Here is a 21,484-nt window from a genome sequence, read left to right on the forward strand (position 1 = left end):
GGCTCCCAGGGGAGCCTCTTTTATTTCGTCAGCTGCCGCCATCAGCGACGGCTGATATTGAGCGGGCCGAAGGTCTGCGCCACCGGCATGATCTCGATGCTGTTGATGTTGACGTGGGCCGGCTGCTGGCTCACCCAGAGCACGGTATTGGCGATATCTTCCGGCTGAATGGCCTGCACGCCCTGATAGACGGTGGCCGCCTTGGCGTCGTCACCGTGGAAGCGCACGTTGGAGAACTCGGTGCCGCCGCACAGGCCCGGCTCCACGTTGGTGACGCGGATGGCGGTGCCCGCCAGATCGGCGCGCAGGTTGAGGCTGAACTGCTTCACGAACGCCTTGGTGGCGCCGTAGACGTTGCCGCCCGGATAGGGGTAGGTGCCGGCGATGGAGCCGATGTTGATGACGTGGCCGCGATTGCGCGCCACCATGCCCGGCAACAGCAGGCGGGTGAGCAGGGTCAGACCGCTGATGTTGGTGGCGATCATCTGCTCCCAGTCTTCCAGATCCGCCTTGTGAGCCGGCTCCAGCCCCAGCGCCAGCCCGGCGTTGTTGACCAGCAGATCCACCTCGCGCCACTCGGCCGGCAGCCCGTCGATGGCGGCTCGGGTGGCCGCCTTGTCCTGCACGTCGAACACCAGCGGCAGGAACTGCGCGCCCAGCTCGTCGGCCAGCGCCTCCAGCCGTTCGGCGCGACGGCCGGTACCGATCACCCGGTAGCCCGCCTGCACCAGCTGACGGCTGATGGACTCACCAAATCCGGACGAGGCGCCCGTTACCATTGCTATCATCTGAACCTCCATATCTACAGCGCTATTGTTATTTATCTGTTTGAAATCAATCTGATTCATTCGTCGCTCAATTCACGCCCGGTCACCCTGCGCCAGACAAACACCAGCAGGTGGAGCAGCAACAGGCCCGATCCCCCCAGCGCGAACAGCAGGCCGGTGAGGGCGTTGACCGAGGTGTCGGCACCACACCACCACCAGACCAGCCAGCCGACCAGGCCGATGACGAAGGTCTGGCCGGCGCAGACCGGGCAGCGCCCCAGCTTGGCCTTGATGGCAGTGGCGAGGCAGTTGTCGCAGCTCATCCCCTCTTCCTCTCTCAGGCCTGCTTCAGCGCCAGCACCAGCCGGTGGGCGTGCTGACCGTGGCCATAATAGTCCGGCAGCTTCTGTCTGGGCCGAAAACCCAGCTCGCGATAGAGGGCCTGCGCCTCTTCATTGGCATCGCCGACCTCCAGCCGGATTGCCCCCCAGCCGGCCTCTTTGCCCTCCTGGATCACCTGCTCCAGCAGGCGGCGGGCCCAGCCTTGCCGGCGGATGGTCCAGCGGATGGCGAGGGTCTGGATGATCAGCCGATCCCAGCCCCTGTGCTCCAGCAGGCAGAGGTAGCCCATCAGCTGCTCCTGCTGGTCCAGCACCAGCAGAGTGCGCCCCTTGGCGTGGGTCAGCAGATAGTGCCAGCGGCTGCGGCCAAAGGCGACTTCGGGGGGAAAACAGTAGCGTTCCAACTTAACGATGGCGCCCAGATCATCGGTCCGGGCCGCGCGCACGGTCAACACGGGGAGTCCTTGTTCGGTTATTTATCTTCATCACCAAAAATGCGACTTGTATCACAAGTTACCAAGGCGGCATATTAGGCACTGTAACCTCTTGTTTCCCCTCGCGCCATTGTCGTGCTTGTCGGTGCATCGAAGCCCACTGGGGATCCTGCCGCGTAAGGCAGTTTCATCTGTGGAGCCGAAAAAATGAGTACCTACGTCATCGTCGAAGAACCGGGCGACTGGCCTTGCCATGCCGATTATCTGCTGACCGCCCGCACCTACCTGCAACACGGGGTGCCCACCACCGGCGGCCGCCCCCGCATCATCAACCTCTGCCGCAATCTGGAGCACCTCAGTGCCGGCTACTACTGCTCGCTGCTGGCCCAGGCCCGCGGCCACCACTGCCTGCCGGGTTTGCAGGCCATCAGCCAGCTGCAACCCCAGCAGCCGCCGGCCAAGCTGTGGCGAAAATTGCAGGGCTGGCTGGCCCAGCAGAGCGAGGACAGGATCCGGGTGCGCGCCATCTTCGGCCAGTGCGAACAGAACGAGCTGGCGGGGCTGGCTCGCTACTACTACGGCCTGAGCCAGCTGCCGCTGCAGGAGCTGACCCTCAAGCGCGGTCGCCACGGCTGGTCGGTGCGCCAGCAGCAGAGCCTGTCACCGCTGGCACTGAGCCCAAGCGAAAAGGCGCTGATGCTGCATCACGCCCAGGCGCTGGTGGGCACCGGTGACGAGGAGCAGGCGGCGCCGCTCTACCAGCTCGCCATCCTGGTCGACCCCAACGATGGCCGCGCCAGCAGCGATGCGCTGGCGCTGGAGCGCTTCATCCAGGCGGCCGCCGCGCAGGGGATCCGGGCCGAGATCCTGGCGCCGTCGGCCATCGAACGGCTGCCGGAGTTCGACACCCTCTGGCTGCGCTCCGAAACCGCGGTGGGCCACTACACCTTCGAATTTGCCCGCCGCGCCGAGCAGCTCAAGATGCCGGTGATCGACAGCTCCCGCGCCATCCTCGCCTGCAGCAACAAGCTCTACCTCTACGAGCTGATGGTGCGCAGCGGCGTGCCCATGCCGCCCACCATGGTGGTGACCCGCCGCGGCCGCCACCACGTGGACGAGCTGGTGCAGCGGCTCGGTCTGCCGCTGATGGTGAAGGTGCCCGACGGCGCGCAGGGGCGCGATCTGGCCATGGCCAGCGACGAGCAGCAGCTGGCCCGCCTGCTGGATGAGGGGCTGGCCCGCTCCGCCCTGCTGCTGGTGCAAAGCCGGATCCCCGCCGAGTTCGACTGGCGCATCGGCTTTCTCGACGGCTCGCCGCTGTTTGCCTGCCGCCGTTTCCGCCCCGAGCCTGGCAACCGCATCCGCCGCCGTAAGCACCCCCTCGACATGAGCCGCATCGAGGCGCTGCCGCTCAACGAGGTACCGGAGCGGGTGCTGCAGACCGCCCGCCGTGCGGTGCATCAGCTCGGCAACGGCCTGTTCGGGGTCGATCTGCGTCAGCAGGGGCGTGACTGCGTGCTGCTGGAAATCATCGACAATCCCTGGATACGTGGCGATATTGAGGACAGAGAGGCAAAGGACCTCTACGAGCGCCTCGCCCGGGCCTTCCGCCAGCGGCTGGAAAACCGGGGGCAGAGCGCGGCTGGATAACAAGCATCGATAGCAGAGGTGGATATGATGACGACTGATTGGTGGGACATAGCGCCCCTTGGCTGGGAGAACATCCTGGTTTGTCTGGTGTGCGGCACTCTGGTAGGGCTGGAGCGGCAACTGCGCGGCAAGCCGGTCGGCATCCGTACCTCCTCGCTCATCATCCTCGGCACCTACTGCTTTCTTGCCATCGGTGCCGCCGTCAGCCCCCAGAGCGCCGATCAGGCGCGGGTGCTGGGCCAGCTCATCACCGGCATCGGCTTTCTCGGCGCCGGGGTCATGATGACCCGGGATGGCCAGGTACTGGGGGTCACCTCCGCCGCCACCGTCTGGATGCTGGCGGCCCTCGGCGCCCTCATCGGCATGCAGATGCTGCACCAGGCGCTGCTGCTCACCGGCGTCACCCTCTCCATCCTGGTGGGGGTGGACTATCTGGAGACCAGCTTCAAGAGCCTGCGCCGCGGGGTCCACAACCGGCTGGAGAGCTGGCGCCACGGCAATGGCAACGTGCAGGCTGCCCCCCATCAGGACGAACTCGGCAGCGGCATCGAGAAGTAACTTCCCCCATGAAAAAGGGCTCCATCACGGAGCCCTTTTTGTTGCCAGCCTCGCTTAGCGCACCAGCAGGAAGCGGCCGCTCAGCGGCGGCAAGTCCACCGTCACGCTGCTGCCACCGATGGCCAGGCTCTCGCCGCTCTGCAGATCCACCAGGGCGCTGGCACTGCGCAGCTTGCCGACCGGCACCGCGTAGCTCTGGGGCGTGCTTGAGACGTTGAGCAGGTAGACTACTTGCTCCGCCGCCGTCTGCTTGATGTCGCCATAGACGCTCCCCTCGGCCACCAGCTTGACCCGCTCCCCCTGATAAAGGGCGGGGTGGGCGGCACGCAGGGCCAGCAACTGGCTGAGCCACTGTTTCAGCTCGCTCTGCTCGCTGCTCGGCACGAAGCCGGTGGCCCCCGGCACCTTGCCATCGCTGCGGGCCACGTGATCGTCACAGAGCCCCTGCGCGGCACAGTCGCCCCCCACCTGCTTGGCAAAGCCCGGCACCTCGTCGCCAAACTCCTCGCCGTAGTAGAGAGTGATGGGGCCGGAGCGGGCCGCCAGGAAGCTGAAGGCCGCCTTGTGGCGCTGCCAGTAGTCCGCCGGATTGAAGTTGCCGCGCTCCAGCAGATCGCCGAAGCGCACCAGATCGTGGTTGCCCAGCATCAGGTTGGGCATGGCGTGGTTCGGGTAGTTCTCCACCTTGTTCCAGCTGGCGTCGAGCACGCTGGCCCCCTGCCCGCCCTTGCCGGACTCCTCCACCGCCAGCGCCTGCACCAGGCCGTAGCGCAGCGGGAAGTCGAACGCCGAGGAGAGCGCCGGGTTGTCGCTCGGTCCATACGCCTGGGCGCGGATCTCGTCGGCGCCCTTCCACACTTCGCCCACCATGTAGCCGAGGGTGCCCCACTGCTGGCCGGCGGCCTTGCGCGCCGCGCTGGCCCGCTCTACTTCGCTGCGAATGGCGCGCCAGTCGTCGAGACCAAGCTGATAGGCCTGATCGAGGCGCCAGCCATCGATGCCGTACTGCTCGACCCAGTAGCGGGCCACCTCCTTGAAGTAGGCGAGGCTCTGGGGCTGGCTGTAATCCACCAGCTGGCCGGGATAACCAGCTCCGCCGCTCTTGAGGGCGGGCAGCCGTCCCTCGGGCGAGGGCTTGCTCACCCCCACCTTGTTGACGTGGCCGAACACCCCGTCGAGGAAGACGTAGAGGCCGCGCTGATGCGCTCCGTCCACCAGCTTCTTGAGCTGGACGTTGCTGCCGAAGTTGGGATCCACGTTGAAGAAGTCGCAGGCGAAGTAGCCGGTGGCATCCAGCTTGTCGTCACCGCCTTGCCCCGCGCAGGAGTCGAACACCGGGGTCAGCCAGATGGCGTTGACGTTGAGGCTCTTGATGTGGTCCAGGCTGTCGATGATCCCCTGCAGATCGCCGTTGTGCTGAGAGGGGCCGTAACCGACGCCGTAGTTGGCGCTGCCGTCGCCGTCGACGAACGACTCCACCATCACCTGATAGGTGCGCAGATTGCAGGCCGGCTGATCATTGCCGTAGCAGGCGCGGCTGGCGGTGGCCGGCGGCGGGTTGGTGACCGGGGGCTGCTGGGGCTCGCTGGAGCCGCTCCCGCCTCCACTGCCGCAAGCCGTCAATAACAGGGCGGCCCCGATGAGGCCGCCATGGCGCAACGTTCCTTGTTTCATTGTTATGTTCCCGCTGTGGTGGTATTGGCGCCCAAAGCGCCACACTGGGGCCATGATAGCGGCCCCGCCCGCACGGGTCTGTGACTGAAAACGTTACCTGGCTCAGTCGGTTGGCGCGCCGACCTAGAGCACGCCGGCCGAGGCGAAGCTGTAACTGACCGAAAGCCAGTAGGCGCGGCCCGGCTCCGGAATCCGCCCCACCTGCTCGTAACCCAGCCCGGCCTGACTGGCGTGTACCGACTTGGAGAGGTGCTCGTAGTAGAAGGTGTCGAACAGGTTGTCGACCCCGGCCGACAGCTGCCAGCCTGGGTGGAACTGCCAGGCGGCGCTCAGGTTCATGGTGAAGAAGCCCGGGGTCTCGCCCTGATCCTGCCCGGCTACGGTGCCGGAGCCCACATCGACCCGATCCTGCGCGGCCACGGCGCGGCCCAGCAGGGTCAGGTTCCACGCCTCGGCCGGCTGCCAGCCCAGCGCCAGCTTGCCGTCGAGCGGTGGCATCTGGGCCAGCGGCTGGTGATCGCTTCGGTTTTCGCCGTAGACCACCGCCAGACCGCCATCGAGGCGCCACTGCTCGGCAAACTGCCAGCGCCCTTCCAGCTCGCCGCCGCGGGTCTGGGCATCGATGTTGCGCACCTTGTTCGACTTGTTGTTATAGAGCAGGTAGTCCTGAATGTCGGCGCTAAAGAGGGAGAGGGTCAGATCCAGTTCGCGGCTGCGCAGGGCCAGCCCCGCATCCCATTGGCGGCTGCGCTCCGGGTTGAGGGTGAAGGGCACGCTGTCCTTGCTGCGCTCCCAGTAGTCCGGCGCCCGTTTCGCCTGGCCCCAGGCCAGGTAGCTCGACCAGGCCGGCGACCACTGGTATTCGTAGCGGCCAAAGCCGCTGTCCAGGGTCAGGGTATCGCTGTAGAGGGTCTGATCACCCGCACCATACCGAGTTGTCTCGACCCGATCCTGACGATAACCCCCCTTGTAGCTGTGGGCCCCCTGCTGGCGCCCCAGCTCGGCAAAGCCGCCCTGCTGCTCGAAACGCAGGGTGCGCTGGCGATCCTTGGTGGCATAGTCGACGCCGCCCCGGCTGCGGTGCTGATCCCGGTTGCTGTCGAGCCCGGCGGTCAGCAGCCAGTCGGCCGGCAGGGCGATGTCGTTGGCCCAGCGCCCGCCGGTGTTGCGCCGGTCGGGGTTGGAGAGCATCTTCATGCCGCTGTTTTGTCGCAGGCTGAAGTTGTCCATGATGTGGTCGATGTCGTTGTCCCACAGGGTCAGCTCGCTGCGCTGCCAGTGGCGGCTGATCTGCTCCTGCCTGAGCTTGAGGCCGAAGGATTCCCGATCGAACATGGGGCCGTCCATGGTGCGATCCGCATAGGCGGCGCGGGCGTTGCTGCGCTCGGCGGTGAGTTCGAGCCAGGTGTGCTCACTGGGCGTCCAGCCAAGCTGGGCGGTGCCGTTCTCGCGTCGATAGAAGGAGCGCACCTTATCGCCGTGGCCGTCGCGATAGTCATCGCTGTCGGAGTGGGTGAACTGGCCGCGCAGATAGCCCTGTGGCGCCCCTACTGTGGCATCCAGCATCTGGTCGTCGCGCCCGAAGCTGCCATAGAGTGCCGACGCCTCGGCCTTGACGCCGGGGGCGGTGAACTCTGGCCTGTCCCGCTCGAACAGCACGGTGCCCGCCAGAGTCGCCCCCTGCTCGAGGGATTGCGGCCCCTTCAGCACCCGGATCCGGTCAAAAGATTGAGGAAAAACGTAGGCGGTGGGCGGGTCCATCCGGCCGCCGCAGCCACCGGCCAGCATGCCGCCATCCATCTGCACGTTGAGGCGGGACATGCCCATCCCCCGCAGCACGGGATCGCCGCCTAGGCCCCCCTTGCGCACCATGCTCATGCCGGTGACGTTCTTGAGGTAACCGGCGCCATCGGCCGCCGGCATGGGGGAGCCCGGCTTCTTGGGGTCCAGGGTCACCTCCAGGGTGCTGGCGGGGCGACTGGCGACCACCACCATGGGCTCCAGTTGCTGGACCGGCTCTTGGCCGGCGGCTCCGTGACAGGCGAAACCGCCCACCAGCAGGGCCAGCGGGGTGCGCATATGACAAGCCATACTCTTTCCTTATCTCTTTGTTTATTTTGTTTTTTTAATTTCAACCGACAAACCATTCAGCTGCTGGAAGGTTTGCCGTCAGGCTGCAAAAAAGGCCTGCGGCGCGGTGGCGGCAAGCCCTCTGAGGCGAAGCCAAGCTAGGGTTGGCAAAATGTTGCGCAGGTTTTACCCAAATTGGGTAAGGAAGGCAAACGCTCAAACATTCCCGTCACAGGAATCTTGGGGTGGTTCACAAAAACAGGGGTTAGCTGAACACTTCCCGCTCGTCGATGGGCTTGATCAGGTGATAGACCTCGTGGGCCGACAGGATGCAGCCGGCGGGCCACTCCAGCTGGTGGTGGCGATTGATGAAGACCCGGGCGCAGCGCCGCTCCGAATCCAGCGCCGCGAACAGCGGCTGGGTGCGCCAGGGGGTCAGGTCCAGCGCCCCCGTGGTACCGTCCGAGAGCACCACGAACAGGCTCCACCCTTGCAAATATTCCACATCGATAAAGACCGGCATCCCTTCGGCTCCGATTGAGAAAATTCGGCGCCATTATAGATAAGCCCCCCGCACCGCTTTGCCGGCAGGATCACAGTTTTTCCAGCCGTTTATGCTGTCTTCGATCCCTGCGCGCCCTCACATAAAAATCATAAATCGTGCCAAAACATCCTTTTAAACAGCACCTACACGCAACCTTTCCCCGGGCCCGCTGTCATAACCCTGCAATATAAAAACAATGTGCCCGTGGACGGGTGCAAACAGGCTTGTAGGAACAACAATGACCACTATCAGACGATGGCTGGGACCGTTTTGGCCCATCGCCGTTTTTTCATTGATCGCGCTCGTCTCTCTCTCCATCAGCCGACTCGCGCTCGGCCTCTGGCAGCTGGAGCGGGTCGACGCCGTCGCTGGCTGGCAGGAGATGCTGCTGCAGGGGCTGCGGGTCGACTTCGCCACCCTCTGCTGGCTGTGGGGCGTGCCCGCCGTGTTCACCCTGCTGCTGGCCGGCCCCCATGCCGTGGGCCGTGCCTGGCTGCAGTTCATCCGGATCTGGCTGACCCTGGGGCTCTGGCTGCTGCTCTTCCTGGAGATCTCCACCCCCTCCTTCGTGACCGAGTACGGGGTGCGACCCAACCGCCTCTACATCGAATACCTCATCTATCCCAAAGAGGTGTTCGCCATGCTGTGGGCCGGCCGCAAGGGCGAGCTGCTGCTGGCACTGCTGTTCAGCGGCGCCGTGCTGGCGGGCGGCTGGTGGCTGAGCGGCCGCTTGCTGCGCGGCATCAGCTTCCCGCGCTGGTACTGGCGGCCCGCCTTCGCCCTGCTGATCCTGGCCATCGGTTTTCTCGGTGCCCGCTCCAGCCTGGGTCACCGCGCCCTCAACCCGGCCATGGTGGCGTTTGCCAGCGATCCGCTGGTCAATGCGCTGACCGTCAACTCCTCCTACTCCCTGTTCTTCGCCATCAACCAGATGGAGGATGAAGAGGATGTCAGCAAGTTCTACGGCGAGCTGCCCCGTCAGCGCATTCTGGATCTGGTTCGCCAGGAGAGCGGGCGCGAATCCCATGAATTCAGCTCCGACACCCTGCCCAGCCAGACCTTCAACGAGGCCAGCTACGGCGGCAAACCGAAGAACCTGGTGATCCTGCTGCAGGAGAGCCTGGGCGCCCAGTTCGTCGGCTCCCTCGGCGGCCTGCCGCTCACCCCCAACATCGATGCCTTGTCGAAAGAGGGTTGGGTGTTCGAGCAGCTCTACGCCACCGGCACCCGCTCGGTACGCGGCATCGAGGCGGTGCTGACCGGCTTCACGCCGACCCCGGCCCAGGCCGTGGTCAAGCTCGGCCGCAGCCAGACCAACTTCTTCACCATCGCCGATCTGCTCAAGCAGCGGGGCTACGACACCAGCTTCATCTACGGCGGCGAGAGCCACTTCGACAACATGCGCAGCTTCTTCCTCGGCAACGGCTTCACCACCATCGTCGAGCAGAAGGACTTCAAGAACCCGGTGTTCGAGGGCTCCTGGGGCGCCTCTGACGAAGATCTGATGGCCAAGGCCGACGAGACCTTCCAGGCGCTCAGCAAGCAGGGCAAGCCCTTCTTCAGCCTGGTGTTCAGCTCGAGCAACCACGATCCGTTCGAGTTTCCCGACGATCGCATCGCCCTCTATGAGCAGCCCAAGCAGACTCGCAACAACGCCGCCAAGTACGCGGACTACGCCATCGGCGAGTTTTTCAAGAAGGCGAAGCAGTCGGACTACTGGAAGGACACCCTGTTCCTGGTCATCGCCGATCACGACAGCCGGGTCAGCGGTGCTAGCCTGGTGCCCATCCCCCGCTTCCACATTCCGGGGGTCATAGTGGGTGACGGCATAGCGCCGAGACAGGATCCGCGTATCGTCAGCCAGATCGACATGGCGCCGACCCTGCTCTCCCTGATGGGGATCAGCGCCGACTACCCCATGCTCGGCAAGGATCTGACCCGCATGCCCGCCGACTGGCCGGGCCGCGCCATCATGCAGTACGACAAGAACTTCGCCCTGATGCGCGGCAAGGACGTGGTGATCCTGCAGCCGGAGCGGGCGCCGGAAGGCTTCATCTATGAGGATGCGACAGAGACGCTCACCCCGGCGCCGCAACCGGCCACCATGAAGGATGCGGCCCTCGGCCTGGCGCTGTGGGGCAGCCTCGCCTACCAGCAGGGGCTCTACCGGACGGCGCCGGATACCCGCACCGTGCTGAACTGAGCGCCATAAAACAAAACCCGCCGATTGGCGGGTTTTTTGTAGAAGGCTGGCGGGGCGTCAGGTGTTGAGGAAGCAGGGCAGCGAGCGGCTGAACTTGTGCTCGAACACCAGCGAGGTCTCCAGGTGCACCACCTCTTCGCGGGAGGTGAAGTGATCGAACACGAAGTTGCGCAGGTGCTCGGTATCGGCGACGCACAAATGCACCAGGAAGTCATCCTTGCCGCCCATGTGGAACAGGCTGATCACCTCGGGCAGGGCCAGGATGGCGTCGCGAAACGCATCGATGATCTGGCGGCTGTGGCGGGCCAGCTGCAGCGACACCATGGCCTGGATATGACCGCCGAGGGCCTGGTAATCCACCTCGCAGTGGGCGCCCTTGAGCACCCCGTCCTGCTGCAGCTTGCGTACCCGTTCCAGACAGGTGGACGGTGCCACCCCGACCAGCGCGGCCAGATCCTTGTTGGTCATGCCCGCATCGCGAAACAGATGGGCCAGGATATCCAAATCCAGTTGATCCAGGTTTCTCATCTTTACTCCTTGAACCGCTCAATTTTTTAGACTCTGCCCGTAAACCGGGCCGAACACAACGCAGATTGACATCGGGGCCGCGCCCCCTATGCTTTGGCGCACTCAAAAACCGGGTCAGGCCCGGCTTGCCTCGCCGTTGCTGGCGTCATAAGGATCTTTATGCACCCGTCTCACCCCTTCTGGAGCCAGGAAGTCCCCCGCGTCGATGGCCAGCTGCTGCTGACCCCCTGCCCCGGCACCCAGCAGGTGGCGCTGCCGCTGGCGCTGGGCCAGCTCAAGCTGGCGGGGGCACACGGCGTGCTGACCCTGATGACCGACGCCGAACTGGCCCGGCTCGAACTGGGCAGGCTTGGCCAACAGATCGAGGCCGCCGGCATGCGCTGGTTCCAGCTGCCCATCGAGGACGATCAGGCTCCCGATGCCGCCTTCGAGGCCGCCTGGCAGCAGGCACTGCCAGCCCTGATCGGATTGCTGCAGGACGGCAAGCACCTGGTCATCCACTGCAAGGGCGGCAGCGGCCGCACCGGGCTGGTGGCGGCAGCCCTGCTGATGAGCCAGGGCCAGCCCCAGCAGGAGGCGATGGCCGCCATCCAGGCCCACCGGCCCAAGGCCTTCACCCTGGCCTGCCACCGCCAATGGCTCGATGGGCTGGCGGCACGGCTGGCCGAGGGCGACTGAGCCAGTCCCTACCTCGACGGCGAGTTCTGCTGATAGGTAAACACCTTGCCGATATCCTCGACGCGATAGCTGGTGAGCTGATAGACGTAGTAGTTGAGCCAGTTGGAAAACAGCAGGTGGCCGTGGCTGCGCCAGCTGGCGCGCGGGGTCCGGGTCGGGTCGTTGTCCGGGTAGTAGTTGACCGGAATGACGGGCGCAAGCCCGGCCGCCAGATCCCGCTGGTATTCGCCATCCAGGGTCAGCGCATCGTATTCCGGGTGACCGGTGACGAACACCTGACGACAATCCTTGGTGGCTGCCAGATAGACGCCGGCCTCCGCCGATTCGGCAAAGATCTGCAGATCGGTGTGAGCGCGGATGAGATCTCCGTCGAACGCCGCATAGCGGGAGTGAGGCGCCACGAACTCGTCGTCGAAGCCGCGCAGCAGCGGTTCGTGCTCGTCGAGCCGGTGGTGGCGATAGACCCCGGACAGCTTCTCGCCGTGGGTCTGCTTCTCCATGCCGTACAGGGCTTTCAGTGCCGCCTGCACCGCCCAGCAGAGGAACAGGGTGGAGGTCACGTGCTGATGGGACCACTCGATGATCTCGACGATGCGCGGCCAGTAGACCACCTCCTCGAACTCCACCAGCCCGAGCGGCGCCCCCGTGATGATCATGCCGTCGTAGTTGTTGCCGCGTACCTGTTCGAAGTCGTGATAGAAGTTCTCCAGGTGCGCCTGGGGCGTGTTCTTCGACTCCCGATCGTCGATGCGCAGCAGATCCACGTCCACCTGCAACGGCGAGTTGGAGAGCATCCGCATCAACTGGATCTCGGTTTCAATCTTCTTGGGCATCAGGTTGAGGATCAACACCCGCAGCGGGCGTATGTTCTGGGTGACGGCCCTGGATTCCGTCATCACGAAGATGTTCTCCTGCCCCAGCACTTCGGCGGCGGGTAACTGATCCGGGATCTTGATCGGCATGCTTACTCCCTGTACTGCATCGGTAAATATGTCTGGACATCCAGAAGCCTATAATAAAGCACCCACCCTGTCATCAGATACCTTTTGTATTCACCCCCACCTTTGACTAGCATACGGCTCAGTGTGTCTCTCGCATCCAAGACAATGACAGGTATCAAGATTTCAGTAGACCGGCTGCAAGTCGGCAATTACGTTTCTCTGCCACTTGGCTGGCGCGAACACCCCTTCCTGTTTTCCAGCTTCAAACTCAAGAATGAAGAGGAGATCGAGCTCATTCGCCGGCTCGGTCTCAAACTCGTGACCATCATCCCCGACAAGAGCGATGCCCCGCCCAAGCCGCTGAACCAGATCCAGGCCCAGCCGGTGGAGGCGCCGGATACCTCCCAGCGTCAGGCCGAAATGCAGCTGGAGAAGGAGCGCCGCATCGAGCAGTTGCAGCAGTATCGCCGCGATCTGCAGCAGTGCGAGAAGCAGTTCCAGCAGTCGCTGGCCCAGGTGCGCAACGTGATGAGCAAGATCCAGTCCCGCCCCCTCAACGCCATCGGCGAGGCGCAGGAGCTGATCAACGCCATGACCGAGCAACTGCTGTCGGTGGACGAGATGGTGCTGCACCTGGTCTCCGACAGCGAGGACGGCAACAACCTCTACTTCCACTCCCTCAACGTCAGCGTGCTCAGCATGCTGCTGGCCAAGGAGTGCAACATGTCGGCCGACGAGATCCGTCAGGTCGGCATGGGGGCCCTGTTCCACGACATCGGCAAGCTGAAGATCCCGAGCCAGATCCTGCGCAAGACCGAGCCGCTCACCAAGCCGGAGCAGAACCTGATGGCCCAGCACCCGCGCTACGGGCTGGATTTGCTCAATCTGGCCAAGGACTTCCCGGCCGAGGCGAAGGGCATAGTGCTGCACCACCACGAATACCTGGACGGCAGCGGGCCGGAGGGGCTCAAGAAGGGGCAGCTCGATCCGCTCACCCAGATCGTGTCGCTGATCAACGAGTACGATAACCTCTGCCACATGCAGGCCAAGGTCCCCTACTCTGCCCTGAGCGGCCTCTACAAGCAGCGCAAGGCCCAGTTCAATCCCGAGTACCTCAGCATGCTGATCCGGCTGATGGGGATCTACCCGCCCGGCAGCGTGGTGCAGCTCTCCAACGGCCAGGTGGGGCTGGTGATGTCGGTCAACGCCTCCCGCCTGCTCTACCCTTCGGTGCTGGTGTACGATCCGCGCATCCCGCGCCAGGAGGCGGCCATCATCGACCTGCAGCAGGCCGAGCTCTCCATCGCCAAGGTGATCCATCCCAAGCGGCTGCCGCCGGCGGTGTTTGAGTACCTCAACCCGCGCACCCGCATCAGCTACTACTTCGAACACACCAAGCCCTGATCGACCCGGCCACTCGGTGGCCGTCCCCCAGTCCAGCCGTCAGCCCCGAGGAGCCCGCCATGCGCATCGAAATCATCAGCACCGGAGACGAAATAGTGACGGGCCTGGTGGTGGACACCAACGCCGCCTGGCTCAGCGCCTTGCTGCTGGAGCAGGGCTGGCAGGTGCGCCGCCGCGTCACCGTGGGGGACAACCTCAAAGACTTGAAAACCGTGCTGGCAGAGAGCGCCAGCCGCGCCGAGGTGGTACTGGTGTGCGGCGGGCTCGGCCCCACCGCCGACGATCTCACCGCCCAGGCGGCGGCCGAGGCCTTCGACCAGCCGCTCACCCTGTTCCCGGACTGGCGCGCCACCATCGAAGCGCGCTACGCCAGCCGCGGCAGGCCCATGCCCGCCAGCAACGCCAAGCAGGCCTGGCTGCCGCAGGGGTGCGAGATCCTCGACAACCCGGTCGGCACCGCCTGCGGCTTTGTGGTCACCCACACAGGCCACCAGGGCCCAAGCCGGCTCTTCTTCACCCCGGGTGTGCCGTTCGAATTCAAGCAGATGGTGCGCGAGCAGATCATGCCGCGCCTCAAGGCGCTGGCCGGCGAGCAGACCGACACCGAACTGCGCCGTTTTTATACCTTCGGCGTCTCGGAGTCGGCCCTAAGCGACATGCTGGATGCCGCGCCCTGGCCCGCCGGCATCGAGCTCGGCTACCGCTCCTCCATGCCGCTCATCGAGCTGAAGCTTATCGGCCACGGCGCCAGCACGGCGGACATGGACGCCGCCGAGGCGCGGCTGCTTGCGGCCGTCGAGCCCTGGCTGGTAGGACGGGGCGATGAGGAACCGGCGCGGCAGATCCTGGCTCTGCTGGGGGGTAAACCGCTGATGCTGCTGGAGGGGGAGAGCCGGGGCGCCCTGCTGGCCATGTGCCACCCGCACCCGGCCCTGACGGCCAGCTTCAGCCACGCCCTGGCCCACGAGCTGGCGCAACTGGCGGCGCCTGCAACCTCCCTCAGCCTGACCATAGGAAACTCGGGCCCGGACGGCGTGCCGCTGCTGCTCTGCGTCGACGGGCAACAGTTCGGCCAGACCCTCAAGGTCAGCCACCCGGATCCCGATAGCGGTCGCCGGATCCTCGCCTTCGCCGCCCTCGACATGCTGCGCCGCCAGCTGCTGGGGCTGCCGGTGCTCGGCAACTACCGCACCCTGGCCCGCACCGCCAGCCGCTGACAACCAGCAGCCAGGTTCTTACCCCTCGCTGGGCATCAATCCAGACTCTTCTTGAAGCGATGGGCGGCCAGGGTCAACACCAGCAGGGTGAACCCCGCCAGCCAGAGCACGTCAGGCAGCAGCTCGGCGAGCTCGCCACCGCGCAGCACTATGCCCCGGATCAGCCGCATGAAGTGGGTGGCCGGCAACACCTCGGCAATCCACTGGGCCGGCAGCGGCATCCCCTCGTAGGGGAACATAAAGCCCGACAGCAGGATGGAGGGCAGCAGGATGAACACCGTCATCTGCATCGCTTGCAGCTGGGTCTGCGCCAGGGTGGAGATGAGCAGCCCCAGGGTCAGGCTGGCAGCGATAAACAACAGGGTCGCCAGCAGCACCTGGCTCAGGGCCCCGTTGATGGGCACGTCGAAGATGAAGTGACCGAGCCCGAGGATGATGGCCACCTGGATCAGCCCCACCCCGATATAGGGCAGGATCTTGCCCAGCATCAGCTCCATCGAGCCGACCGGGGTGGTGATGAGCAGCTCCAGATTGCCGCGCTCCCATTCACGTACGATGGCCGCCGAGGTGAACATGATCATGGTCATGGTGAGGATCACCCCGAGCAGGCCGGGCACTATGTTGACCGCCGAACGGCGCGCCGGGTTGAAATAGAGCACGGTCTCGAAGGTGGGGGGGGCCGTCTTGAGGTCGGGTTTCAGATCGGAGAGCGGCATGTTTCGAAGGCCGAGCAGGGCTCCGGCGATCATGGTGTCCGAGCCATCCACCAGCCACTGCCCTGCCGTCTCGCCGGCGCTGAGCCGGCGGCTCAGATCGGCGGGCAGCACCAGCACGGCGCGCACCTCACCCCGGGTCAGCGCCGCCTCGGCCTGCTGCACCCCGACGTATTGCTGCTTGATGTGCACCACCTGACTCGCCTTCACCGCCTCCACCAGCAGCCGGCCCGGCACGCTCTGGCTCATCTCCACCAGCCCCACCGGGATCTGGCGTACGTCGGTGTTGATGGCGTAGCCAAACAGCAGTAGCTGGATCAACGGGATCATCACCACCATGCCAAACGTGAGCCTGTCCCGTGCCAGTTGCCTGAGTTCTTTCTGGGTAATGGCCCAGAGCCGTCGCAGACTGTTCATCGACTCACTCCCGTCGGGATCATCACCGCCACCGCACCGAAGGTCAGCCTGCCTCTGGCCAGTTGCCTGAGTTCTTTCTGGGTAATAGCCCAGAGCCGTCGCAGACTGTTCATCGAGTCACCTCCACTGGGCTCATCACCACCATACCCAAGGTCGTGAACCTGTCTCTGGCCAGTTGCCTGAGTTCTTTCTGGGTGATGGCCCAGAGCCGTCGCAGACTGTTCATGCCCTCGGTTCCTGACCGGTACAGCTGACGAACACATCCTCCAGACTGGGTCTGACCAGCGCCAGACTGGCCCCGGCCAGCGCCGGGCAGGCCTGCTGCAGCCAGGCCACCGGCTCCGCCAGCTCCTTGTCCACCAGCACCCGCAAGCGCTGGCCGAGCTGGGCGGCGGAGCGCACCGGCGCCAACTGCACCAGCTGCTGTTTGAGCAGCCGCAGATCGGCGGCCAGCACCTCCACCACCCGGGTGCTCATGGCGTCCATCAGCGCCTGCGGCGCCCCCTGGGCCCTAACCCGGCCCGCCTCCATGATGGCAAGCTGATGGCAGCGCTCCGCCTCGTCCATGTAGTGGGTGGTCACCAGTATGGTGGTGCCCCCTTCGCTCAGATCGAACAGCTTCTCCCAGAAATCGCGCCGGTTCTGCGGATCCACCGCCGAGGTGGGTTCGTCCAGCAGCAGCAGCGCCGGCCGGTGGATCACTGCCGCCGCCAGCGCCAGCCGCTGCTTCTGGCCGCCGCTCATGGCGCCGGCCCGCTGCCGGGCCAGCGGCGCCAGCTCATAGGTAGCCAGCAGCTCGTGCAGGCGGGCAGCCAGCAGGGCGCCGCCCATGCCGTGGATCCGGCCCATGAACTCCAGGTTCTCCCAGGCCGTCAGCTCGTCATAGAGGGAGAACTTCTGGGTCATGTAACCGATCCGCCGGCGCAGGGTCTCGGCCTCGCGCGGGATGTGCAGACCAAGCACCTCCACCTCTCCTGCCGAGGGGGTGAGCAGGCCGGTCAGCATGCGCAGAGTGGTGGATTTGCCGCAACCGTTGGGGCCGAGAAAACCGTGGATCTGCCCCTTGGGTACGCAGAGATCCAGCCCGTCCACCGCCAGAAAATCGCCGAAACGGCGGCTCACTCCCAGCGCCCGGATCGCCAGCTCACTCATGGCCCTCTCCCCCCGCGGCGGGTTCGGCCTGCAGCGGCAGGCCGCTCGGCAGATCCTGCGCCCCCGCCGGCAGATCGATCTCGGCCAGATAGACCAGCCGGGCCCTGTCCTGCTCGTTGAGGGCGTAGTAAGGGGTAAAGGCGGGCTCTTTCGAGATCCAGCGCAGCCGGCCGGTGAGGGGCTCCACCACCCCGTCCACCTGCACCCGCACCGGCTGGCCGACCCGGTAACCGGCGAGGGAGGGCTCGGGCACATAGACCCGGGCGTAAGGCGCCTCGTCCGCCTGGATGGCGGCCAGCACGGCGCCGACCGCGACCCGCTCGCCGAGGTGATAGGGCAGGCTGTCGAGCCGGCCGCTGCGGGTGGCGACGATGGAGAGATCCGCCAGCTCCCGCTCCGCCAGCGCCACCTCGGCGGTGGCGGCCAGCAGGGCGGCCTGTGCTTCGTCGATATCTTCGCGCCGCACCCCGCGTGCCAGCTTGTCGAGCTGCTGGCGGGCGCCGTCCTGCTCGGCCAGAGCGCTGTCGCGCTGGGCGCGGGCCTTGTCGAGATCCGCCGGGCTCACCAGCTTGCGGCGTACCAGCCGGTCGATCCGCTCAAAGTTGCGCTCGCTCTCCCTGACGTTGGCCTGCGCCTTGTCGAGGCTGGCACGGGCGGCGGCGATGTCTTCCGGCCGCTCGCCATTGGTCAGTCGGGCGAGGGCGGCGCGCGCCTGTGCCTGTTGGGCCCTGGCACGGGCCAGCACCGCCTGCTGACGCCGGTCATCGAGCCGGGCCAGCAGGGTGCCCTCCTCCACCCGGCTGCCCTCCGCCACCGGCAGGGCACGGATGATTTCGCCGGCGGTGGCGGTCAGCAGCACCCGGTCTCGTTCCAGGGTGCCGAGGGCCGTGGTGGATGCCTGTGGCTGGCAGGCGCTAAGCAGGCCCGTCAGGGCCAGGGGCAGCAGACAATGACGCAAGGTCGACACTCCTCTCACGGTGGCGGATCCGCCCGGGGGCACTCCCTTCACCCGCCGGACGGCAGCCGCTAGCGGCTGGCAGACGGGCTCATGGTGCCGTCAGCATACTCCCTGTTACTTTTCATTTCCTCGTCCCAGTTCACCCATTTGTGCTTAGCTCATTGACCAAAAAGGAGAAATGTCTGGATACTGCAGACCAGCACCATGTTGATGATTCGCATTTTTAACAAAATGCCGATTAACTGAAAACAAGCAGCCGTTCCAATTGGGATGCGGACGAAGGAAGGGATCCGGGTGTTAAGCAAAGAGTGGTTACTGTTGTCAGCCGATATGGAATACGCCTGCCTGCGCATCGTGCCCGGACTGACCAACCCCATTTCGGAAAGCGATATCCAGACGCTGCTGCTGGCCTCCAACTGCCGCCGCTATCAACCGTTGACGGAGGGGATCAAGCAGGCCATCAGCCTGCTCAACACCCTGCTGAGCAACCCGACCGCCCCCCTGCCCGGCAACCCGGTACCCATCGCCCAGCGCCACGATGCCAGCGTCCTGCTGGTGGTGGAGAAGGACCGGATGAGCGCCACCGCCCAGATCACCGCCGACTGGGGCGGCAAATACCTCACCAGTGAACAGCTGGAGCAGGCGATCCAGAGCAGCGAGATCAGCCAGGGGGTGCAGGCGCCACTCATCGCCGCCGCCGTGCTGGCCGCCAAGGAGGCGACGCCGGGCACCCTGCTCAGGCTGCCGGTGGCGCAGGGCAAGGCCGCCGTCAACGGTCAGGACACCCGTTTCGAGCGACTGGTGGAGACCCCGGCCGAACGGATCCTCAAACCTCAGGAGCTGGATCACGGCCGGGTCGACATGCGCGACCTCGGCACCATCCTCACCGTCAAGGCCGGCGCCCAGCTGATGCGCCGCCACCCCGCTACCCAGGGGGTGCCGGGTTTCACCGTCACCGGCCAGGAGCTGCCCGCCAAGCATGGCAAGGACAGCCCCATGGTGGCCGGCGAGGGCACCTTCCTTTCGCCGGATGACCCCGATCTGCTGCTGGCCAGCCGCCCCGGCCTGCCGCGCCAGGAGAAGAACGGCATGAAGGTGGACGACGTGCTGAGCGTCAAGCAGGTGGATATCCGCCACGGCCACGTCATCTTCGAAGGGGCGCTGATCGTGGCAGGCGACGTCACCCCGGGCATGAAGATAAAGACCAGCGGCGATGTGGTGATCGGCGGCTTCGTCGAGGGGGGCTACATCGAATCGAGCGGCACCATCACGGTGCGCAACGGCATCATAGGGCGCAAGAGCGAACAAAGTGACGAGTTCCTCTGCCACCTCAACGCCCAGGGCGAGATCCACGCCAGCTACGCCCAGTACGCCAAGCTGGAGGCCGGCGGTGACATCCACATCCTGACCCAGCTCAGCCACTGCTACAGCCGCAGCGGCCAGGATCTCAAGGTGGGTGACAGCGGCATGCGCAAGGGCCACCTGCTGGGGGGCATCAGCATCGCCAACCGCCTCATCATGGCGCCGATCCTGGGGGCCTCGGCCCACAACCAGACCCGGCTGCAGATCCTCGGTGGCTACTTCACCCACAAGGAGCAGGAGCAGGCACTGCGCCAGCGCAAGCAGGAGTGCCGGGAGCAGCTGGACAAGCTGCAGGACCTGCTGCTCAAGCTGCTGCAACTGCCGAGCGACAAGCGCAATCCCCAGACCCTGCAGAAGATCAAGCTGATCCGGACCCAGCGCCTCGAGGAGAGCAAGCTGCTGGATGAACAGCTGGAAGCAGCCCAGGAGGAGCTGCAGAAGCTGATGGCGGAGATGGACATCATCGCCACCCAGCACGCCTTCCCCGGGGTCGAGGTGGAGATGGCCCACCACCACTACCGGGTCGACATCGAACACGGCCCCATCCACTTCGCCATCCGTGAAGATCAGCTGCAGCTGACCCCCTACGAACCCCACAAGTGACGCAAGAGTGACCCGTCAGTCGTGATCCGGGCGGCGAATTTCGCTACACTCGGCCTCCCATTGGCCCCATCGGGCGGGCCAGCCAGACCGCAGGATAGTGAGAGATGTACAAGCTGATCGCATTGGATATGGATGGCACCCTGTTGAACTCCCAGGGCCAGATTTCCCCCCGCACCCACGCAGCCATTGCCGCCGCCCGCGCCAAGGGCGTCACCGTCGTGCTGGCCTCGGGCCGGCCGCTGGAGGGGATGAGCCGCTATCTGGTGGAACTCGGCCTCACCGGTCAGGATGACTACGTCATCTGCTACAACGGTGCCCTGGTGCAGCAGGTGGCCGATCAGCGCATCATCCGCAGCCAGCTGCTCACCGGCAGCGATGCCAGCGCCATCGCCGCCCTGGCCGATGAGCTGGGCGTCAACGTGCACGGCTTCTCGGTGAGCCGGGGGCTCATCAGCCCCAGAGTCAGCCCCTACACCGAGCACGAATCCCGCCTCATCGACATGCCCATCAAGCTGCTGGACTTCGCCACCCTGCCCGCCGACGAGCAGATCCTCAAGGTGATGATGATCGATCCCGAGCCGCTGCTCTCCCCCGCCATCGCCAAGCTGCCGGCCGAGCTCTACCAGCGCTATACCGTGGTGCGCAGCGCCCCCTACTTCCTAGAGTTCATGAACAAGCAGAGCAACAAGGGGACCGGCGTCGCCGCCCTGGCCGAACACCTGGGGCTGGATGCCTCCCAAGTCATCGCGGTGGGGGATGCGGGCAACGATCACCACATGATCGAGTACGCCGGGCTGGGGGTGGCCATGGGCAACGCCACCGACGACATCAAGGCGCTGGCCCAGCACACCACGGGGCGCAACGATGAAGACGGGGTCGCCCAGGTGATCGAGCGTTTCATCCTGAACGCCTGACGCGACAAGGGGCCTGCGGGCCCCTTTGCTATCCGGCCGCCAGCGCGGTATGTTTAATATATCCACCACAACAACGCCCTTCCCTCTCCCCTCCTCCGCTACAGGCCCCTTTAAATGGGACTCAAGCCAGTCGAGCGCAGAATATATTTAACATATTGGCATCATTTCGTTTGACATATTGAACAGCCTTGGCAGACTGGGATCAGGATCCAGGCTGTCGTTGCCCAGGCTGACCGACGATTCTGGCTGTGCAGCGCACCTCCGATCCCACGACCATGCCTTGAGGCATGCCCTTGCCCCGCTGACGACGGCAAGGGCCTGCCCAAGGCGCAGGACCGCTAAGGACAGCCAAGGTG

At 65.3% G+C, this 21,484-nt stretch carries 19 protein-coding genes; 8 read left to right on the forward strand and 11 right to left on the reverse strand.

Going from position 1 to position 21,484, the window contains the following annotated elements; genetic code table 11:
• Positions 1–41: 41 nt before the first annotated feature.
• From QLG02_RS15550 to QLG02_RS15560, 3 genes are read right to left on the reverse strand one after another with little or no spacing between them, the layout of a single operon-like run.
• Positions 42–788 carry an SDR family oxidoreductase gene (locus tag QLG02_RS15550; RefSeq protein WP_269384133.1) on the reverse strand — a complete coding sequence of 249 codons (747 nt, stop codon included), beginning with the start codon at positions 786–788 and terminating at the stop codon, positions 42–44.
• Positions 789–844: 56 nt separating this feature from the next.
• Positions 845–1,090 (reverse strand): DUF3624 domain-containing protein, encoded by a 246-nt coding sequence (locus QLG02_RS15555; protein WP_219312983.1) that lies wholly within the window; start codon positions 1,088–1,090, stop codon positions 845–847.
• A 14-nt stretch (positions 1,091–1,104) separates the two neighbouring features.
• On the reverse strand, positions 1,105–1,563 hold the full coding sequence (locus QLG02_RS15560; RefSeq protein ID WP_024946079.1) for an N-acetyltransferase: 459 nt from the start codon (positions 1,561–1,563) through the stop codon (positions 1,105–1,107).
• 186 nt (positions 1,564–1,749) lie between these two features.
• On the opposite strand from QLG02_RS15560, the gene QLG02_RS15565 reads away from it, so the two are divergent.
• Positions 1,750–3,192 (forward strand): RimK family protein, encoded by a 1,443-nt coding sequence (locus tag QLG02_RS15565; protein ID WP_282465613.1) that lies wholly within the window; start codon positions 1,750–1,752, stop codon positions 3,190–3,192.
• A 24-nt stretch (positions 3,193–3,216) separates the two neighbouring features.
• Positions 3,217–3,750, forward strand: coding sequence for an MgtC/SapB family protein (locus QLG02_RS15570; RefSeq protein ID WP_162516945.1), 534 nt, complete (start codon positions 3,217–3,219; stop codon positions 3,748–3,750).
• A gap of 54 nt (positions 3,751–3,804) precedes the next feature.
• On the opposite strand, the gene QLG02_RS15575 is transcribed toward QLG02_RS15570, so the two are convergent.
• From QLG02_RS15575 to QLG02_RS15585, 3 genes are all read right to left on the reverse strand, one after another.
• Positions 3,805–5,424: an alpha-amylase family protein gene (locus QLG02_RS15575; protein ID WP_282465614.1), complete on the reverse strand. Its 1,620-nt coding sequence runs from the start codon at positions 5,422–5,424 to the stop codon at positions 3,805–3,807.
• Between the two features lie 123 nt (positions 5,425–5,547).
• Positions 5,548–7,515 (reverse strand): TonB-dependent copper receptor, encoded by a 1,968-nt coding sequence (locus tag QLG02_RS15580; protein ID WP_282465615.1) that lies wholly within the window; start codon positions 7,513–7,515, stop codon positions 5,548–5,550.
• Positions 7,516–7,759: 244 nt separating this feature from the next.
• Positions 7,760–8,017, reverse strand: coding sequence for a DUF2442 domain-containing protein (locus QLG02_RS15585; protein WP_017408888.1), 258 nt, complete (start codon positions 8,015–8,017; stop codon positions 7,760–7,762).
• A 259-nt stretch (positions 8,018–8,276) separates the two neighbouring features.
• Here QLG02_RS15585 and QLG02_RS15590 point away from each other — a divergent pair, with 259 nt between their 5' ends.
• Positions 8,277–10,241: an LTA synthase family protein gene (locus QLG02_RS15590; protein WP_282465616.1), complete on the forward strand. Its 1,965-nt coding sequence runs from the start codon at positions 8,277–8,279 to the stop codon at positions 10,239–10,241.
• 57 nt (positions 10,242–10,298) lie between these two features.
• On the opposite strand, the gene QLG02_RS15595 is transcribed toward QLG02_RS15590, so the two are convergent.
• The gene (locus QLG02_RS15595; RefSeq protein ID WP_011704464.1) at positions 10,299–10,769 is read right to left on the reverse strand and encodes an Lrp/AsnC family transcriptional regulator; all 471 of its coding nucleotides are present in this window, start codon (positions 10,767–10,769) and stop codon (positions 10,299–10,301) included.
• A 159-nt stretch (positions 10,770–10,928) separates the two neighbouring features.
• On the opposite strand from QLG02_RS15595, the gene QLG02_RS15600 reads away from it, so the two are divergent.
• Positions 10,929–11,447 (forward strand): cyclin-dependent kinase inhibitor 3 family protein, encoded by a 519-nt coding sequence (locus QLG02_RS15600; protein WP_282465617.1) that lies wholly within the window; start codon positions 10,929–10,931, stop codon positions 11,445–11,447.
• Positions 11,448–11,455: 8 nt separating this feature from the next.
• Here the strand turns inward: QLG02_RS15600 and metA are convergent, their stop codons facing one another.
• The gene (gene metA, locus QLG02_RS15605) at positions 11,456–12,409 is read right to left on the reverse strand and encodes a homoserine O-succinyltransferase (protein ID WP_017408885.1); all 954 of its coding nucleotides are present in this window, start codon (positions 12,407–12,409) and stop codon (positions 11,456–11,458) included.
• Positions 12,410–12,553: 144 nt separating this feature from the next.
• Between metA and QLG02_RS15610 the strand changes: the two genes are divergently transcribed.
• The gene (locus QLG02_RS15610) at positions 12,554–13,792 is read left to right on the forward strand and encodes a DUF3391 domain-containing protein (RefSeq protein ID WP_016349264.1); all 1,239 of its coding nucleotides are present in this window, start codon (positions 12,554–12,556) and stop codon (positions 13,790–13,792) included.
• Between the two features lie 59 nt (positions 13,793–13,851).
• Positions 13,852–15,009 carry a CinA family nicotinamide mononucleotide deamidase-related protein gene (locus QLG02_RS15615; protein ID WP_282465618.1) on the forward strand — a complete coding sequence of 386 codons (1,158 nt, stop codon included), beginning with the start codon at positions 13,852–13,854 and terminating at the stop codon, positions 15,007–15,009.
• 35 nt (positions 15,010–15,044) lie between these two features.
• Here the strand turns inward: QLG02_RS15615 and QLG02_RS15620 are convergent, their stop codons facing one another.
• The 3 genes from QLG02_RS15620 to QLG02_RS15630 all read right to left on the reverse strand — a co-directional run bounded on the left by QLG02_RS15620 (position 15,045) and on the right by QLG02_RS15630 (position 18,258).
• Positions 15,045–16,139, reverse strand: coding sequence for an ABC transporter permease (locus tag QLG02_RS15620; RefSeq protein ID WP_282465619.1), 1,095 nt, complete (start codon positions 16,137–16,139; stop codon positions 15,045–15,047).
• Positions 16,140–16,361: 222 nt separating this feature from the next.
• Complete coding sequence (locus tag QLG02_RS15625; protein WP_085734304.1) at positions 16,362–17,291, reverse strand: ABC transporter ATP-binding protein; 930 nt, start codon at positions 17,289–17,291, stop codon at positions 16,362–16,364.
• Positions 17,284–18,258, reverse strand: coding sequence for an HlyD family efflux transporter periplasmic adaptor subunit (locus tag QLG02_RS15630; RefSeq protein WP_139707229.1), 975 nt, complete (start codon positions 18,256–18,258; stop codon positions 17,284–17,286). The genes QLG02_RS15625 and QLG02_RS15630 overlap by 8 nt, the downstream gene beginning before the upstream one ends.
• A 285-nt stretch (positions 18,259–18,543) precedes the next feature.
• Between QLG02_RS15630 and QLG02_RS15635 the strand changes: the two genes are divergently transcribed.
• Positions 18,544–20,214: a FapA family protein gene (locus QLG02_RS15635; protein ID WP_024946066.1), complete on the forward strand. Its 1,671-nt coding sequence runs from the start codon at positions 18,544–18,546 to the stop codon at positions 20,212–20,214.
• A gap of 104 nt (positions 20,215–20,318) precedes the next feature.
• Positions 20,319–21,128, forward strand: coding sequence for a sugar-phosphatase (yidA, locus tag QLG02_RS15640; RefSeq protein WP_011704455.1), 810 nt, complete (start codon positions 20,319–20,321; stop codon positions 21,126–21,128).
• Positions 21,129–21,484 lie beyond the last annotated feature (356 nt).

Origin of the sequence: Aeromonas sp. V90_14 (genome assembly GCF_029967615.1) — a bacterium.
In the GTDB taxonomy this organism is placed as follows: Bacteria; Pseudomonadota; Gammaproteobacteria; order Enterobacterales; family Aeromonadaceae; genus Aeromonas; species Aeromonas hydrophila.

Coding starts and splice junctions, on each gene's coding strand:
- QLG02_RS15610 (WP_016349264.1), top strand. CDS start 12,554: ATGACAGGTATCAAGATTTCAGTAGACCGGCTGCAAGTCGGCAATTAC.
- yidA (WP_011704455.1), top strand. CDS start 20,319: ATGTACAAGCTGATCGCATTGGATATGGATGGCACCCTGTTGAACTCC.
- QLG02_RS15575 (WP_282465614.1), bottom strand. CDS start 5,424: ATGAAACAAGGAACGTTGCGCCATGGCGGCCTCATCGGGGCCGCCCTG.
- QLG02_RS15590 (WP_282465616.1), top strand. CDS start 8,277: ATGACCACTATCAGACGATGGCTGGGACCGTTTTGGCCCATCGCCGTT.
- QLG02_RS15550 (WP_269384133.1), bottom strand. CDS start 788: ATGATAGCAATGGTAACGGGCGCCTCGTCCGGATTTGGTGAGTCCATC.
- QLG02_RS15625 (WP_085734304.1), bottom strand. CDS start 17,291: ATGAGTGAGCTGGCGATCCGGGCGCTGGGAGTGAGCCGCCGTTTCGGC.
- QLG02_RS15600 (WP_282465617.1), top strand. CDS start 10,929: ATGCACCCGTCTCACCCCTTCTGGAGCCAGGAAGTCCCCCGCGTCGAT.
- metA (WP_017408885.1), bottom strand. CDS start 12,409: ATGCCGATCAAGATCCCGGATCAGTTACCCGCCGCCGAAGTGCTGGGG.
- QLG02_RS15580 (WP_282465615.1), bottom strand. CDS start 7,515: ATGGCTTGTCATATGCGCACCCCGCTGGCCCTGCTGGTGGGCGGTTTC.
- QLG02_RS15570 (WP_162516945.1), top strand. CDS start 3,217: ATGATGACGACTGATTGGTGGGACATAGCGCCCCTTGGCTGGGAGAAC.
- QLG02_RS15585 (WP_017408888.1), bottom strand. CDS start 8,017: ATGCCGGTCTTTATCGATGTGGAATATTTGCAAGGGTGGAGCCTGTTC.
- QLG02_RS15595 (WP_011704464.1), bottom strand. CDS start 10,769: ATGAGAAACCTGGATCAACTGGATTTGGATATCCTGGCCCATCTGTTT.
- QLG02_RS15565 (WP_282465613.1), top strand. CDS start 1,750: ATGAGTACCTACGTCATCGTCGAAGAACCGGGCGACTGGCCTTGCCAT.
- QLG02_RS15620 (WP_282465619.1), bottom strand. CDS start 16,139: ATGAACAGTCTGCGACGGCTCTGGGCCATTACCCAGAAAGAACTCAGG.
- QLG02_RS15615 (WP_282465618.1), top strand. CDS start 13,852: ATGCGCATCGAAATCATCAGCACCGGAGACGAAATAGTGACGGGCCTG.
- QLG02_RS15555 (WP_219312983.1), bottom strand. CDS start 1,090: ATGAGCTGCGACAACTGCCTCGCCACTGCCATCAAGGCCAAGCTGGGG.